Below are 14,821 nucleotides of genomic sequence, written 5' to 3' on the forward strand. Positions count from 1 at the left end.
TGCCGCAGCCCCGGATACCGAGATCATTGGCGATCCGGAACTGGATCGTTTCGACTGCGTGATCGAATCGGCGGGCGGCATGGTGCGTGCCGGGTTCAACGAACAGCTCGAACAGGCGCGAGTCATCCTGGCCGCGGCCGAACAACCTACGGGAGGTCGGCGTGAACGCGCAAACGACGCCTGAAGATCGCCTGGCGGCAGCCGATGACCCGTTGCTGCGCGCACTCAGCCGGCGCGACACCTTGCAACGTGTCGGGCGTGTGGCCGAAGCCTACGGCACCCTGGTGCGTGCCACGGGTGTTCGGGCGGCCATCGGCGAACTATGCATGCTCGAACAGGAAGACACGGGTTTCTGCCTGCCTGCCGAGGTAGTCGGCGTGTCGCAGCAACAGACCTTGCTCACGCCGCTGGGCCCGCTGGAGGGCATCTCGACTGCCACCACCGTGACGGCCACGGGCCGTCAGGCCACGGCACCGGCAGGTCTGAGCCTGTTGGGACGCGTGATCGATGCGCATGGCGATCCACTGGATGAAGGCGGCCCATTGCTGGACGTCGAGCGTGTGCCGCTGTATGCCGCCTCGCCCAATCCGTTGCAGCGCCAGGCCATCGACGAGCCGATGCATACCGGAGTGCGCGCGATCGATGCGGCATTGACGATCGGGCGTGGCCAGCGCACTGGTATCTTTGCGGTTGCTGGTGGAGGCAAGAGCACGCTGCTGGGCATGCTTGCCCGCAACGCACGGGCGGATGTGAACGTGATCGTGCTGGTCGGTGAGCGTGGCCGCGAGGTCAGCGAATTCCTGCACGACAGCCTGGGTGAGGATGGCCTGCGGCGCAGCGTAGTCGTGGTCGCCACGTCCGACCGCCCGGCACTGGAGCGCAGCCGGGTGGCCTGGCTGGGTACGGCCATTGCCGAATATTTCCGCGATCGCGGCATGAATGTGCTGCTGATGATGGATTCGGTCACGCGATTCGCACGTGCCCTGCGCGATGTGGGCCTGGCGATGGGCGAGCCGCCATCGCGGCGTGGCTTCACACCTTCCGTATTCTCGGCGTTGCCACGGTTGTTCGAGCGCGCGGGTACCAATGCGCGGGGCGCGATTACCGCGTTCTACACCGTGCTGATGGAGGACGAAGACGGCAGCGACCCGATCGCCGAGGAGGTGCGTTCCATCCTGGATGGTCATATTTATCTGTCGCGCCGGCTGGCCCAGGCCAATCACTATCCGGCGATCGACATCCTGGCCAGCGCCAGTCGCCTGATGCCGCGCGTAACGCCACCGACGCATCAGCGCGCCGCGGGGCAACTGCGTCGGTATCTGGCCAAGTACCGCGATATCGAGATGCTGCTGCAACTGGGTGAGTACAAACCCGGTGGCGACGTGGATGCCGATACCGCCATTGCACGCATGGACGCGATCAACCAGTTGCTGCGACAGGGTACGCATGAAGTCGCTGAATTTGCTGCGACGCGTACGCGGTTGACCGGAGTATGCACATGAACTGCGTTGGCGCGATGCGTATGGTGCTGCTTGCGTTGCCTGCAAGTCATGTCAGGCATGAGGGGAGGGCGGTGAGCGCGTATCCGTGGGTGCCCTCGCCTGTGGCATTCGGCGAGCACAGATACTTAGCAGCCAACACGCAGACCATAAGCCATAGGGCATTCGCTCTCGCTGACCGCTCCTCATTCCTTCGCAGGATCACGAGGTCTGCATGAGTCGTCAATCCGCCCATTTTCCGCTCGAACCCCTGCGCACGGTGCGTGGTATCCGCTTGCACGCGCTGGAGTCGGAAATGAAGCGTTGCCGCGAGTGTCATGCCCAGGCGCAACATCAGTGGGACGAAGCCGAGGATGCGCTGATGCTGGCGCGCCAGGTGCGGGAGGATTTTGCGGTGCGTTCATGGGCCGCCCTTTTCGAGAGCGGAGTACCGACCGCGCTCGCGATGGATCGCCACGAACGACACCTGGCCTTGCTCGATCACACCATCGTGCAGCGGCATATCGAGCGCGACGCCCGAGCCGCGACGTGCGAGGAAGCGCGCCAGGCCGCCGAGCTCGCCGCGCAGGCGTGGCGCCTGGCGCGCAACAAGCTCGATGCCGTGGATGAAATGAAACAGGGTTGGCTACGCGACGTGCGTGGCCATGAGGAACGGCGCGAAGAGCACAACCTGGAAGAGCTACTGCTGCGCCAACGGTCGCATTGAGGTCGCCATGCATATGTCATCTCCGTCATCCTCGACGTCACACACCTCAAGCCAGCCATCACGCCATGCATCGCCATCGCATGACGACAAGGTGCAGCCTGGGCACGATCACGAAGACGTGCAACGTTTTCGTCGGCTGATGGACGGCCACGATGCCCAAGCGCGTGATGACGATGCCGGTGACACCGCCACGGCGGCAGGCTCGGCGCGCCAGGCGCCCGACCAGGAGCAGTTCCTGCGTGAACTGCTGCAACGTCAGATGGATCAGGCGCAGGCGCGCGGCGATGCCTTGCGCTTGCGCGACGGCGGCGATGGCAGTGGCAAGGACGACAGCCAGGACAGCCAGGACGAGGGACAGACCCCGCAGGGCAACCTCGGCATGCAGGTGCTGCATCAGGCGCAGGTCGTGGCACAACAGGCGATCGAGCAGCCTGGCGCCGCAGGCCAGGCGTCGCTGGCGCCCGCGTTGGCTGAGCTGATCGAACGCCACGTCAAGCAATTGCTGGTGCCCGACACCCAGGGGCGCAGCGCGGCACAGTCGCGCGAGATCATGATTACACTCAAGGATGGCCTGTTGCCCGATACGCAGCTTTGGCTCAGTCGCACGGACACCGGCTGGTCGCTACGCGCCGATACGCGTTCGGATGCTGCCTATCGCAGCATGATCGAGGGTGCGCCCGCGCTGATCGAGCGGTTCGCCAACAGCCGCCTGGGCAGCCTGGATGTGCAGCCGGTGCGGTTGGGGTAGGCCGTCATGGGGTTTGGCGCAAGCATCAAGACCATCATCGGGGATGCCGGCAACCCGTTAGGGCTGCCGGGTGTCAACGATCCCCTGGCGGGCGGGCAGGACAATCTCAGCTTCCAGTTCCCCTTGTCGTTCGGAACGACGGTAAACGACCTGGCGAACGTATTGAACGTGCCGCTCGGCGATATCCTCGCGATCAATCCGGGCCTGCAGGCCGGCAGCAGCCTCCATCTCAGCCAGGTGATCGACCTGCCGCCCGCACACATCGGCAGCATCGCGCAGAGTCTTTCTTCACTGGGCGGCGGAAGCAGCGATCTGGCGCCCGCGCGCATGGACCTGACCTTGCCGGCCAATGCGCCGCCGCAGAGCTACGCCACACCCGTATCCAGCGGTAGCGTGAATGTGATGCCATCGAGCGCACAGGCGACACAGGATGTGATCAATACGGCCAGCGCCGTATTGAATCGGGTATTTCCATCGGCTGTCGCGACACCGGCGCGGATGTCCGACCCCATCGCGGCATCATCACCTTCCACGCGTCTGCTTCCGCAGCGCGATGATCCTGTTGCAGCGATGGCCAGGCAGGTGGCGTCCACCCCCGCCCAGGCCTCAACGCTTCGTACCATGCCGGTCGCCGGCGATGATGTGGCGCCTGCCGGTACTGCCACGACGCTGGCTGACTCGCGCGACGCGGCTACGACCGCTTTTTCGCGCGACGCAGTCGTGGCCGTGCGCGCCAGCCAGGTGCGTTTGCGCGACTCGGATTCGATCCCTCCGCCGCCATCCATGCCGGGTGCGGCACGTACCGAGGTGGTGTTGCCTTCCGTGCAGAGTAATCCTCTGGCCTCCATGCCTGCGTATGCCAACTGGACGCCCGTGCCGATTCCGGGCGATGCCAATCAGGCCAAGCTGGAGATCCTGGCCCTGCTGGCAGCGCAGATGGGAAGTGCCCATGCGACATCGGGGCCAGTGGCGCAGCAAGTGCCTGCCTTCGTGGATCCTCAGGCCGTCGCTGCCCAGGCCGCTGCCATGCGTGGAACGCGCGTGGTGGATTTGGGGGCTGGTCGCAGCCTGGAATTCACCCTTGTAAGCGATCGCATGCGGCGCATCGATGCGATCGGCCGTGACGAACAGGCGGCTACGCGACGTACGGGCGATGGGCTGGACGCCAAGGTGGGCGATGCGCAGCCGCAGGAAGAAACGCAACAGGCCGATGATGATCGGCGCGATGGTGAGCGCCGCAAGCAGGCTGCGATCGCGGCGATGCGTCGTCGGCGTCGGCCACGCAGCACACGCTGCCGTTATCGTCGTGGTGCTCGTGCAACCCCGTCATCGACACCGGGCCGTTATCCTGCGCGCGTGGATCTGGCCGAGTTCCGCAGCCGCCTGCCACCGCGGTATCTGTGGAACTGGCCACAGGAACCTTAAGAGAATCCAAGGGAAAAAAACGGCGCCCCTGGGGCGCCGCATCAGCTGGACCCGGCTGTCGGTTTACCAGTTCCAGGGCATGGCTTTGTTGATGGCGTGACCGGCGCTCTTGCACAGGTTCACGCCGGTCTTGATGGCGCCTCCGGTGAATTGCTCGGCGCCTTGCAATAGGTGCGTTCCCAGGCCGATGCCGCCTTCGGTCAGGTCGCCGAATATCTTCACGGTGTCCTTGGCCGCCGTGCCGCCAAAGCGCAGCACGTTGCCGGCCAGATGCCCCGGCGTGCCGAGCTTGTCCAACTGGTTGGCGGCCTTGTCCGCGCCGGTCTTGAGCGCGTCGCCCGTCTTGTCGGTTGCGGTATCGACCGCCTTGGCGACGGCGCTGCCACCCTGTCCGGTCTTGTCGGCGATGCGATCGACCACGCTATCGTCGCGCAGGTAGTTGCCGTTGTGGTCCCAGGGCTGATCGCGTTGCAGTGCTGTGAGCACGGCCCCCATGGTGTGGTCCATCCCGCCGGTGACGGTGTCGGTGATCAGGTTGATGCCGGGAAATTCAAGCGTCCAGTTGGGCCTGTTCGGATTGCGCAATTCGATCTTGTGGCCGATCGCATCGGGGATCAGTCCACTGGCCACGCCGGTCTCCTGCTCGCCGGTGAGCACTTCGCCCTTCACCGCATAACGGCGCACGAGTCCATCGTTGGCTTGGCTCTTCATGGCGTCGAGGTTGCCATCAGGCACGAAACGCTTGAGCGTGGCATTGTTGACGCCCGCGGCATTGAACGTTACGGCAGGCGTATCGGTTACGACCGAGGCGGCGGAGGCCAGGCCGCCTCCCAGCGAATGACCGGTGATGGCCAGGTTGTTGCCGAATGCCGCCTTGGCCTGCGTTGCCAGCTTGATGGCCTGGTTGTACTGCGCCGTGTCGATACCAAGTGCCTGCGTGGCATCGGCCTTCCAGTCCTTCAAGCTTTTGGGGTCGGTGCCGGCGAAGGCGAGCACCTTGTCGCCCTTGCCGTCCTGGTAGACCGCCGCGCGAAAGCCGGTGGACGGATCATCCAGTTCCTTCGGATCGATACCGGCGGCTTTGAGCTGATCGTCGCTCAGTCGTGTCCATCCATCGATGTTCTTGCTATCGAGGTTGTAGCAATCCTGGGCCAGCTTGGCCATGTCCATATCGATCGGCTCGGCGTCCTTGCCTTCGACCTGCGCGGAAAAGCCACCCTGCGGCACCGGCAACCTGGCCTGCGCGGCCAACTGTTGCCCCTGGATGTTGTAGGGCAGTTGTGGTGATGCCGTATGCGCGGGTATTGCCGTCGCGATGGCTGACTCATGCGGATTGGTAGGCTGGATCGGCAGGTTGTCGGTGATGGGGCGGGCACCGCCGGCGGCGTCGAGAGGCATCGCGCGAACTCCTGGGGCATGTGCCATCGACGATAGCTGTCGTGCTTGACGCTGCCAGCTAGGGCTTTCCCTGAACTAGGGCACGCCCTAGCTAGGGAAAACCCTAGCCACGCAATACCTGCGAAAGCCTCAGGTCGCGCGTTCGAGCGCGACGTGGTGTTCCTGCAACCAGCGGTGCACGGCATCGTGCGTGGCCTTGGCCTCTGGATTGAGTCCGCCGGCTGGCAGGATGTTGAAATACACCTGGAACGTGTCGCCGTGCTGGTTGCGCCGGGTAGGATCGGCACCGGCCTTCAGCAGGGCCAGCACACAATGGCTCTTGTGTACCTGGGCGGCGACATGCAGAGGCGTGTTGCCCATGCGATCGCTGCGATTGGGATCGGCGTGATGCACCAGCAGCAATTCGAAATTGTCGTTCTGCGGATTCATCAGGGCAGCATCCAGCGGAGGCGCGTGTGTGATGCCGTGCGGCGCATTGGGATCAGCGCCATGGTCGAGCAACAGCGCCAGATAGCGTGGATCGTTGGCCTTGGCCGCCAGGTGCAACACCGTATCGCCACCAAGACCGGGCAGCGAGGGATCGGCGCCTGCGTCGAGCAGCGCCTTCATTGCGGTGAGATCCTGGCGCAGCAGTGCCCACTGCAACAGAGTCACATCGTGGTCGCCGGTGGCATCCAGGTGCGCGCCTTGCGTGGCCAGTGTGCGCAAACGCGCCACGTCACCACCGGCAGCGGCCTGGGCGAGTGCCATCGTCTGTGGATTGGAAAACACCTTGTCGGCATCGCTCATCGCATCTCTCCCGCTGGCGCTGGCGGCCACCAGCAGCAGCGTCATCATCAACGTACGGATCATGGGTGGCGCGGTCATGCTGTCCGGTCGCGGGCATGAACGACACGGGGCGCCAGCAGCGACGCCCCGTGTCGACAAGTCATCATCGCTTCTACGGTGTCGTCACGACGTCCACGGATGGTCCTTGGCCATGGCAGCCAAAACGGCATCGGTCATGTGCAGGTCGATCGGATGCTTGGCTACGTCGATGGCGTACTGGGCTTCCAGAGCTTCACCCTTGCCATCGAGCCAGTCGTACCAGTGGATGTCCGGCTTGGCGACCGGCGATGGATCGTGCAGTTCGATCTTGTGGCCGACGGCGTCGGGCAGCGGCGTGCTCTCCTGCACCGTGGTCAGTGCCTCGCCGTCGATGGCGTAGCGACGAATCAGGCCGTTGTCCGCCTGTTGCTTGAGTGCATCCACGTCGGCATCGGGCACCAGTTGCTTGATCGTGTTGTCGTCCAGGCCCGAGGCGTTGAACGTGACAGCCGGCGTGTCGGTCGCCAGCGAAGCGATAGACGCCAGGCCGCCACCGAGCGAATGGCCAGTGATGGCCAACTGATCACCGAATGCCACCTTGGCCTGGGTCGCCAGCGCGGCGGCTTGTGCGTATTGCGCCGATGGCAGGCCCAACCCTTGCGAGATGTTGTTCAGCCAGTCGGGGATGTCGTTGGAGCCGGCGAACGCCAGCACGTAGTCGCCCTTGCCATCCTGGTAGATGCCAGCGCGGAAGCCGGTGGAGGGCGTTTCGAGCGTCGACGGATCGATGCCAGCCTGGCGCAACTGGTCGTCGCTCAGGCGTGTCCAGCCGTCGCTGCCAGCGTTGCTCGGGTCATAGACATCGCTGGCCAGTTGCGCCATCTGCATGTCGATGGCCTCGGGCGTGGTGCCGGCCAGCTGGCTGGCGAAGCTCGCCGGTGCGGCGTTTGCCGCAGGCAGTTCGCGCATGGTCTGCGTCAGCTTTGACAACTGCGGATTGAAACCCAGTTGCGGCGTCGATGCATGGGTGGCCGCATCGGCCAGTTCGGTGGCCGCGGCAAGCTCGGGATCAGCCGCTTCGAGCACCGTGGGGACAAGATTGCGAACGGACACTGGCAGCAGCGACATCGCCTGCATCTCCTGACGAATGATGCGCAAACGATAGGCCTGGCGCGTCCGGCAATCAGCTGGGGCTTTCCCTAGGTAGGTGTTTCCCTAGCTGGGGAAAGCCCGGATGGGCGGGGCTTGGCTGCTCGTGTTCAATCGCCGTCCATCACGCGGTTGTTCCGCTCTCGTCACGAGGCTCCCATGTCCGCAGTCGGTGCTGTCCGTTCGTCTTCCTTACCCGCCGTTCCCGCCAGTGGCGACACGTATACCGTGCAGCATGGCGATACGCTGTCGGGCATCGCGCAACGCCTGGGCGTGTCGCTCAAGGCGCTGGAGGCGGCCAATCCGCAGATTCGCAATCCGAGCCTGATCTATCCTGGCGATTGCCTGCATGTGCCTGGCGGTGGCAGTAGCCCGACCTCCGGTGCAAGCGGTGCCTCGGCGCCCGGCAAGGGTTCGTCGGCATCGGGCATGACGATCAGCGAGGACGGCGTCAAGATGATCGAGGGCTTTGAAGGCTACAGCGCCAAGGCCTATCCCGATCCAGGCACTGGCGGTGCGCCATGGACGATTGGATACGGCCACACGGGAGGCGTACAGCCGGGGCAGACCATCACGCAGCAGCAGGCCGAGACCTATCTCAAGCAGGATCTGCAAACCGCGGAGAATGCGGTGCGCCAGAATGTGCATGTACCGCTGACGCAAAATCAGTTCGATGCTTTGGTAAGTCTCACCTATAACCTTGGTCCCAACGGCTATCCTGGACTGCTGGCCACGCTCAATCGCGGTGACTATGCCGGTGCGCAAAAGCAGTTCGGCGACTACGTGCATGCTGGCGGCAAGGTGTTGCAGGGCTTGGTAAACCGGCGTGCCAAGGAAGCGGCGTTGTTCGGTGACCAGGCACCTTCTGGCAGCAGCGGCAGTGGCAAGACAGCGCCGCCTTCGTCGGGCAAGGCGCCCGCAAATGGCACGTATACCGTACAGGCCGGTGACACGCTGTCCGGCATCGCGCAACGGCAGGGCGTGTCACTGAAGGCGCTCGAAGCGGCCAATCCGCAGATCGGCAATTTCAACCAGATCCATCCCGGCGAGCAGATTCACCTGCCAGGCAGCGGTACCAGCAAGAGCGCACCTGCCAGCAGCTATACGGTACGTTCGGGCGATACGCTGTCGGGTATTGCATCCAGTCATGGCGTATCGCTGGCGGCGCTGCGTGCGGCCAATCCACAGATCGCCAACCCCAACCTGATTTTCCCTGGCCAGTCGATTCGCATCCCGGGTACGACGTCGAACCAGGCGCCCGCCGCTGCGTCCAAGCCCGCGTCGACGCCTGCCAGCAGCTACACGGTGCGCCCGGGCGATACCTTGTCGGGCATTGCCTCGCGTCATGGCGTATCGCTGGCCGCGCTGGAATCGGCCAATCCACAGATTTCCAATCCCAACCGCATCAGCGTGGGGCAGGTCATCCATCTACCTGGCACGGGCGGCAGCGGCCACGCAGCGCCCGTGCAGCAAGGGAGTGGCACGGCCAAGGGCACCAACGCAGCCGACAAGGCAAAGCAATACCTGGGACGCTACGAAACCGACCTTGAGAAGGCCGGGGTGACGCAGAGCGGAGTCGACACCAGTGAGTCGTGTGCCAACTTCGTCTCGGCGATGCTCAAGCAATCGGGGCAGATCAACTGGCACACCAACCTGGTCAGCGACCTCAACAACCGCCTGCGCGCGCAAGGCTGGCATACGGTGAGCCTGGCCGATGCCAAGCCCGGTGACGTGTGGATCTGCAATGGTGCACACGGCGAGTCGCACACCGAGATCGTTGCCAGCAACGATCATGGCAAGGTCACCCTGATCGGTTCGAACAATCACCCGAACCCAGGCAACCAGCAAGTCAACTACGACACCTACTCGGCAAGCATCTCGGGATCGTTCATCCTGGCGCCGCCCTGATGCGGATGATTGGGCGCAGGGGCATCCGTGAGCCTGGAGTCGCCGCCGGTCATTCGCCTGACGGCATTGGAAACAGGTCAGCGGGTGCGTGGTATCGGCTGGCCCAGTCCTGCCAGGCCATGTCGGTGGGGCCGACGCTATCGGTGACGATGGTCCAGTGACCGTGCTCGCCATGCATCAGCGCGGCGTAGTTAGGCGATTTGTGGCCGCGGGAGGCGGCCTCGGCGTAGGGTGTGCCGGTGTAGTCCACCGCCGTGCCGTTTGCTTCCTGCATGCTGGCATGCAGGAAAGCCCAGTCGCCGGAGGTGCTCAACTCGCGCACCACGAAACGTATGGGATGGCCCAGTTCGGCTTGCGTGCGGATATGGGCCGTGGCCAACAGCGCACGACGCAGGCCAGGGTCGGGCGGCGTCGCGGCCCATGCCGGGATAGTCAGCAGAACAGCCATCAACATCAGGGGTTTGCGCATCGGTGCTTGCCTTGAAGGGCTTGGGCACACGCTATCGTCGCCGTGTGGTGGCGCCTAGCTGGGGAAAACCCGAGTCGGGCGGAGCGCTACAATAGCCCGATGCATATCTTCAAAATCTTCCAGATCGAGGCGGCCCATCGCCTGCCCAATGTGCCCGAGGGGCACAAATGCGCCCGCCTGCATGGGCACTCTTTCCGGATCGAAATTCACGTGGGCGGCGAGCCAGACCCGGCCATGGGCTGGGTCATGGACTTTGCCGACGTCAAGTCAGCATTCGCGCCCATCTACGAGCAGCTCGACCACCACTATCTCAACGATATCGAAGGCCTGGAGAATCCGACCAGCGAAATGCTGGCTCGCTGGATCTTCAAGCGGTTACAGCCGAGCCTGCCTGGCCTGGACAAGGTCGTGGTCCATGAGACCTGTACCTCAGGCGCCAGCTGTAGCAAGGATCATTTTTGACGCGTTGCGAAAATAAGTCAGTGTGATCCAGTTCATTGAATCAAATGAAGGTTTTTTGATTTGATAAAATTTTTACAACTTTTATATTGCGCTGCACAAAATCACTTGCTAAGCTTCATGTCACTAACCTAACTCCCGATGAGGGACACTAGCCATGACGCAGCAAATCAATTCCCAGATCTTTGCCTTCTCCAAGCAGCTGGCCGATAGCGCTTTCAAGGCGCAGTCGCTGGCCCTGCAGGGCCTGGAAAAGGTCACTGAGTTGCAGTTGGCCGCACTTGAGAAGCACGCGCAGGTGACCAGCGATTTCATCAGTGAAGTGATGGAGACCCGTGACGCCGACGGCCTGCGTACCCTGTGGGAGAAGGGTGCCAATCTCGGTCGCCAGAACGCCGAGCGCGCCGTGGCCGTGACCCAGGAGATCTTCGCCGTGACGCAGAAGACCGCCGAGTCGCTCGGTGCGCTGGTGCAGGAACAGCACCAGGCCGCCAATGACGCCGTCGCCGCGCCGGTGGCCGCCGTCAAGAAGGCTGCCGCTGCCGTCGTCACCAAGTAAGGCATACGCCTTGCGTGGCGCATTGCGCCACGCAGCAAGGAAAACCGGGCCCGCAAAGGCCCGGTTTTTTCTTGCGTTTGCACACAAGTCGGCGCCGTCGCTGGCTTGTGGGGGGAAAGACCCGGCTGATATACTTTTTCGGATTGGACCGTGCCCTATTGCCGGAGCGGTGCCGCTTGATGCGAAGCCGCGCGGGAACCACACGTGCTCAACAGTCTTGCCTCCGGACGTCGTCTCGCGCTGCGCATTATCTTGCTGCAGCTTGCGGTGGCGGCAATCGTGGGATTGGCCTTCCTGACGCAGGGCCCACGCGATGCGATCGCGGGTGCTGCGGGCGCCGCGGTCGTGGCGCTGGGGACCGCGCTCCTGGCAGCGCGGACCTTCGCGGGTCTGGGAGGCGGCGGCATGGCGATGGGCCGACTGTTGTCGGGTATGGTCTTGAAATGGATGGCAATCATCGGGGGACTGATGGTCATCCTGGGTCAATACAAACTGCCGCCACTGGCCGCCATCACGGGGCTGGTGGCTGCGTACGCAATAAATCTGCTGGCATTTCGATTCAAGGGTTGAGACATGGCGAGCGAGCCTCAAGGCGGACTAACCGAGTACATCCAGCACCATCTTCACCACAACGTGGTGAGCCTGGGTGATGGCGATTTCATGAAGATTCACCTGGATTCCCTGGTGGTGGCCTTCGTGCTCGGCGCGCTGTTCTGCCTGTGGTTCTGGCTGAAGGCGCGTAAGGCGACCTCGGGCGTGCCCTCCAAGGGGCAGGCATTCGTCGAGATCATCGTGGAGTTCGTCGACACGCAGGTGAAAGACACCTTCCATGGCGACCGTCGCACGGTCACGCCGCTGGCGTTGTCGATCTTCATGTGGGTGACGTTCCTGAACGCGATGGACCTGCTGCCGCTGGATCTGCCCAGCTGGACGGTGCATACCGCCGCTGGCGAAGAAGTGGCGCATCACACTTTCTTCCGTTGGGTGCCGACCGCCGACATCAACACCACGATCGGTCTGGCGCTGGCTGTGTTTTTCATCGTGCTGGCGCACGGAATGAAGGCCAAGGGTACGCTAGGTTTCGGCAAGGAACTGATCACCGCGCCGTTTCACGCCGAGGGCGTGGTCGCCAAGATCATCCTTGCCCCGTTCAATCTTGCGCTCAACGTGATCGAATACCTGTCTAAGCCGGTGTCGCTCGCTATGCGACTCTTCGGCAATATGTACGGCGGCGAGCTGGTGTTCATGCTGATCGCCGGGCTGTTCGCCGGCTGGATCAGCTTCCTGCCAGGCGTGCTGTTCAATACGGCGTGGGCGATCTTCCACATCCTGATCATCCTGCTGCAGGCGTTCATCTTCATGATGCTCACGATCGTGTACATCGCGACGGCGCGCGAGCATCACTAAGCACTTTCCCGATTTCGCTTCATTTACATCTAACAACCTCTAAATACCGATACCCAGGAGAACACTAATGAACCTCGCCGAACTCATTTCCCATGTGCAGGGCATGACCGCGATCGCCATCGGCGTCATCATCGGTCTGGGCGCCCTGGGTGCCTGCTTGGGTATTGCCATCATGGGTTCGAAGTTCCTTGAGTCCGCCGCTCGCCAGCCTGAGCTGGTGCCGCTGCTGCAGGGCCGCATGTTCCTGCTGGCCGGCCTGATCGACGCGGCGTTCATCATCGGCCTGGCCGTGGCGCTGCTGTTCGCGTTCTCGAACCCGTTGACCGCGCAGGTCATCAGCAACTTCGGCCACTAATTCGTTAGTAGCCAGCGCGATATGTCGCCGCGACCTTGATGGTCGCGGCGTACCGGCGGTCCCACGCGTTACGGAGTTTTTGGAAAGGTCATGAATATCAATCTGACTTTCCTGGGCCAGATGGTGTCGTTTGCCATCCTGGTCTGGTTCACCACGAAGTTCATCTGGCCGCAGCTCAATCACGCGATTGAAGAGCGCCAGAAGAAAGTTGCCGAAGGTCTGGCGGCCGCCGAGCGTGCGCGCGCCGAACTGAAGGATGCCGATGCCAAGGCGGCAGCCGAGGTCAAGCAGGCTCGCCTGCAAGCTTCGGAGATCATCGACAAGGCGCAACAGCAGGCCAACCAGATCGTCGACAAGGCTCATGCCGATGCACTGGCCGAAGCGGCCCGTGTCAAGGCTGCCGCCGCCGAGGAAGTGGCCAGCATGCAGCAGCGTGCTCGCGAAGAGCTGCGTGGCTGGGTGGGTCGTCTGGCGGTGCAGGGTGCGGAAAAGATCGTGCAGCGCGAAATCGATGCGTCGGCCCACAAGGCCATGCTCGACCAGCTCGCGGCCGAGATCTGAGCCATGTCCCAGGCCATCACTCTCGCTCGTCCCTACGCGCGCGCCGCCTTCGAAGTGGCGCGTGCCTCCGGTGCGCTCGGCGAGTGGGCGCTTGCGCTGACCTTCGCTGCGGAAGTAGCGAAGGACGCGCGCGTGGTCCAACTCGTCAACGATCCACGCGTACTGCCTGAGCAGCTCGTGGCATTGCATCTGCCGCAGGGCACGGATGGCAAGTCGCCATTCGCCGTGTTCCTGGCCGAGCTTGCCGACAACGGCCGTCTCTCGCTGCTGCCGGAAATCGCTGCCCTGTACGAAACCTACAAGCGCGAAGCCGAGTCGCAGCTGCTGGTCAAGGTGACCAGCGCCATGGCTCTGGACACCGCGCAGACCGAACAGCTGAAAGCTTCGCTGAAGCGCCGCTTCAAGCGCGAGATCGAACTGGAAACCCGGATCGATGCCTCGCTGCTGGCTGGCGTGGTGATCGATACCGGCAGCGAAGTGATCGATGGCTCCGCGCGCGGCCGCCTTGAGCGACTCGCCAGCGCGCTGACGCACTGAACAAAGCAGACAGAGAGTAGGGAGGCGTGAGAAGCCAGTGACATGCAGCCATGCGATGCCGCTCCGACCCACAACTCACTCCTCCCAACAGCACAAGAGCGTAGAGGGACGTTGGAAAGGAGCGAAGCGCAGCAGTGCGACACCGCTCTTACTCGCTCCTCACGCCTCTTAACTCGTTTCTAGATTTCCAAGGATACGACCATGTCCAGCACCACTCTCAACCCGTCCGAGATCAGTGAACTGATCAAGAGCCGCATCGAGCAGTTCAAGCTCGGCGCGGAAGCCCGCAATGAGGGCACGATCATCAGCGTGTCCGATGGCATCGTGCGCATCCACGGCCTGGCCGATGTGATGCAGGGCGAAATGATCGAGCTGCCGGGCGGCGCCTATGCCCTGGCCCTGAACCTGGAGCGCGATTCGGTCGGCGCCGTGGTACTGGGTGAGTACCAGCACCTGCGCGAAGGCGACACCGCCAAGACCACCGGCCGCATTCTCGAAGTGCCGACCGGCCCGGAACTGCTGGGTCGCGTGGTTGACTCGCTGGGCAACCCGATCGACGGCAAGGGTCCGCTGAATGCCAAGACCAGCTCGCCGATCGAAAAAGTCGCGCCGGGCGTGATCTGGCGTAAGTCGGTCGACGAGCCGGTGCAGACCGGCTACAAGTCGGTCGACTCGATGATCCCGATCGGCCGTGGTCAGCGTGAGCTGATCATCGGTGACCGCCAGACCGGCAAGACCGCGCTGGCGATCGACGCGATCATCAACCAGAAGGACTCGGGCATCTTCTCGATCTACGTGGCGATCGGCCAGAAGCGTTCGTCGATCGCCAACGTG

Annotated in this window: 17 protein-coding genes and 1 pseudogene; 14 read left to right on the forward strand and 4 right to left on the reverse strand. The window is 63.3% G+C overall.

Annotated features, from left to right (window positions below):
- The 5 genes from VF436_RS14845 to VF436_RS14865 all read left to right on the forward strand — a co-directional run.
- Positions 1-184, forward strand: a 184-nt coding sequence (locus VF436_RS14845) for a hypothetical protein (RefSeq protein ID WP_330904809.1), incomplete at its 5' end; no start/stop codon positions are given.
- Positions 162-1,502: a FliI/YscN family ATPase gene (locus tag VF436_RS14850; protein ID WP_330904810.1), complete on the forward strand. Its 1,341-nt coding sequence runs from the start codon at positions 162-164 to the stop codon at positions 1,500-1,502. The genes VF436_RS14845 and VF436_RS14850, both read left to right, overlap by 23 nt.
- Positions 1,503-1,713: 211 nt before the next feature.
- Complete coding sequence (locus VF436_RS14855; RefSeq protein ID WP_330904811.1) at positions 1,714-2,205, forward strand: hypothetical protein; 492 nt, start codon at positions 1,714-1,716, stop codon at positions 2,203-2,205.
- A 7-nt stretch (positions 2,206-2,212) separates the two neighbouring features.
- Positions 2,213-2,953: a type III secretion HpaP family protein gene (locus VF436_RS14860; RefSeq protein ID WP_330904812.1), complete on the forward strand. Its 741-nt coding sequence runs from the start codon at positions 2,213-2,215 to the stop codon at positions 2,951-2,953.
- Between the two features lie 6 nt (positions 2,954-2,959).
- On the forward strand, positions 2,960-4,378 hold the full coding sequence (locus VF436_RS14865; RefSeq protein ID WP_330904813.1) for a hypothetical protein: 1,419 nt from the start codon (positions 2,960-2,962) through the stop codon (positions 4,376-4,378).
- Positions 4,379-4,441: 63 nt separating this feature from the next.
- Here VF436_RS14865 and VF436_RS14870 read toward each other — a convergent pair whose 3' ends face one another.
- The 3 genes from VF436_RS14870 to VF436_RS14880 all read right to left on the reverse strand — a co-directional run bounded on the left by VF436_RS14870 (position 4,442) and on the right by VF436_RS14880 (position 7,711).
- The gene (locus VF436_RS14870; protein ID WP_330904814.1) at positions 4,442-5,776 is read right to left on the reverse strand and encodes an Mbeg1-like protein; all 1,335 of its coding nucleotides are present in this window, start codon (positions 5,774-5,776) and stop codon (positions 4,442-4,444) included.
- Between the two features lie 129 nt (positions 5,777-5,905).
- Positions 5,906-6,643 (reverse strand): ankyrin repeat domain-containing protein, encoded by a 738-nt coding sequence (locus VF436_RS14875; RefSeq protein ID WP_330904815.1) that lies wholly within the window; start codon positions 6,641-6,643, stop codon positions 5,906-5,908.
- 84 nt (positions 6,644-6,727) lie between these two features.
- Positions 6,728-7,711, reverse strand: coding sequence for a hypothetical protein (locus tag VF436_RS14880; protein WP_330904816.1), 984 nt, complete (start codon positions 7,709-7,711; stop codon positions 6,728-6,730).
- A gap of 180 nt (positions 7,712-7,891) precedes the next feature.
- Here VF436_RS14880 and VF436_RS14885 point away from each other — a divergent pair, with 180 nt between their 5' ends.
- Positions 7,892-9,640, forward strand: a complete 1,749-nt coding sequence (locus tag VF436_RS14885; protein ID WP_330904817.1) for a LysM peptidoglycan-binding domain-containing protein — start codon at positions 7,892-7,894, stop codon at positions 9,638-9,640.
- A gap of 49 nt (positions 9,641-9,689) precedes the next feature.
- On the opposite strand, the gene VF436_RS14890 is transcribed toward VF436_RS14885, so the two are convergent.
- Positions 9,690-10,109: a hypothetical protein gene (locus VF436_RS14890; RefSeq protein ID WP_330904818.1), complete on the reverse strand. Its 420-nt coding sequence runs from the start codon at positions 10,107-10,109 to the stop codon at positions 9,690-9,692.
- 99 nt (positions 10,110-10,208) lie between these two features.
- Between VF436_RS14890 and queD the strand changes: the two genes are divergently transcribed.
- From queD to VF436_RS14930, 8 genes and pseudogenes are all read left to right on the forward strand, one after another.
- Entirely contained in the window at positions 10,209-10,571 is a 363-nt protein-coding gene (gene queD / locus VF436_RS14895) for a 6-carboxytetrahydropterin synthase QueD (protein ID WP_330904819.1), read from the forward strand.
- 154 nt (positions 10,572-10,725) lie between these two features.
- On the forward strand, positions 10,726-11,127 hold the full coding sequence (locus VF436_RS14900) for a phasin family protein (RefSeq protein WP_330904820.1): 402 nt from the start codon (positions 10,726-10,728) through the stop codon (positions 11,125-11,127).
- Positions 11,128-11,331: 204 nt separating this feature from the next.
- Positions 11,332-11,697, forward strand: a complete 366-nt coding sequence (locus VF436_RS14905) for a hypothetical protein (protein WP_330904821.1) — start codon at positions 11,332-11,334, stop codon at positions 11,695-11,697.
- Positions 11,698-11,700: 3 nt separating this feature from the next.
- Positions 11,701-12,534, forward strand: coding sequence for a F0F1 ATP synthase subunit A (gene atpB / locus VF436_RS14910; RefSeq protein WP_330904822.1), 834 nt, complete (start codon positions 11,701-11,703; stop codon positions 12,532-12,534).
- Between the two features lie 67 nt (positions 12,535-12,601).
- Complete coding sequence (gene atpE, locus VF436_RS14915) at positions 12,602-12,889, forward strand: F0F1 ATP synthase subunit C (RefSeq protein ID WP_330904823.1); 288 nt, start codon at positions 12,602-12,604, stop codon at positions 12,887-12,889.
- Between the two features lie 90 nt (positions 12,890-12,979).
- Complete coding sequence (locus tag VF436_RS14920) at positions 12,980-13,450, forward strand: F0F1 ATP synthase subunit B (protein WP_330904824.1); 471 nt, start codon at positions 12,980-12,982, stop codon at positions 13,448-13,450.
- 3 nt (positions 13,451-13,453) lie between these two features.
- The gene (locus tag VF436_RS14925; RefSeq protein WP_330904825.1) at positions 13,454-13,987 is read left to right on the forward strand and encodes a F0F1 ATP synthase subunit delta; all 534 of its coding nucleotides are present in this window, start codon (positions 13,454-13,456) and stop codon (positions 13,985-13,987) included.
- 201 nt (positions 13,988-14,188) lie between these two features.
- Positions 14,189-14,821 (forward strand): annotated as a pseudogene (locus VF436_RS14930) (F0F1 ATP synthase subunit alpha); the annotation flags it as partial.

It is taken from the genome of Dyella sp. (assembly GCF_036384435.1).
Classification (GTDB): Bacteria; Pseudomonadota; Gammaproteobacteria; order Xanthomonadales; family Rhodanobacteraceae; genus GSA-30.

Coding starts and splice junctions, on each gene's coding strand:
- VF436_RS14855 (WP_330904811.1), top strand. CDS start 1,714: ATGAGTCGTCAATCCGCCCATTTTCCGCTCGAACCCCTGCGCACGGTG.
- VF436_RS14860 (WP_330904812.1), top strand. CDS start 2,213: ATGCATATGTCATCTCCGTCATCCTCGACGTCACACACCTCAAGCCAG.
- VF436_RS14865 (WP_330904813.1), top strand. CDS start 2,960: ATGGGGTTTGGCGCAAGCATCAAGACCATCATCGGGGATGCCGGCAAC.
- VF436_RS14870 (WP_330904814.1), bottom strand. CDS start 5,776: ATGCCTCTCGACGCCGCCGGCGGTGCCCGCCCCATCACCGACAACCTG.
- VF436_RS14875 (WP_330904815.1), bottom strand. CDS start 6,643: ATGACCGCGCCACCCATGATCCGTACGTTGATGATGACGCTGCTGCTG.
- VF436_RS14880 (WP_330904816.1), bottom strand. CDS start 7,711: ATGTCGCTGCTGCCAGTGTCCGTTCGCAATCTTGTCCCCACGGTGCTC.
- VF436_RS14885 (WP_330904817.1), top strand. CDS start 7,892: ATGTCCGCAGTCGGTGCTGTCCGTTCGTCTTCCTTACCCGCCGTTCCC.
- VF436_RS14890 (WP_330904818.1), bottom strand. CDS start 10,109: ATGCGCAAACCCCTGATGTTGATGGCTGTTCTGCTGACTATCCCGGCA.
- queD (WP_330904819.1), top strand. CDS start 10,209: ATGCATATCTTCAAAATCTTCCAGATCGAGGCGGCCCATCGCCTGCCC.
- VF436_RS14900 (WP_330904820.1), top strand. CDS start 10,726: ATGACGCAGCAAATCAATTCCCAGATCTTTGCCTTCTCCAAGCAGCTG.
- atpB (WP_330904822.1), top strand. CDS start 11,701: ATGGCGAGCGAGCCTCAAGGCGGACTAACCGAGTACATCCAGCACCAT.
- atpE (WP_330904823.1), top strand. CDS start 12,602: ATGAACCTCGCCGAACTCATTTCCCATGTGCAGGGCATGACCGCGATC.
- VF436_RS14920 (WP_330904824.1), top strand. CDS start 12,980: ATGAATATCAATCTGACTTTCCTGGGCCAGATGGTGTCGTTTGCCATC.
- VF436_RS14925 (WP_330904825.1), top strand. CDS start 13,454: ATGTCCCAGGCCATCACTCTCGCTCGTCCCTACGCGCGCGCCGCCTTC.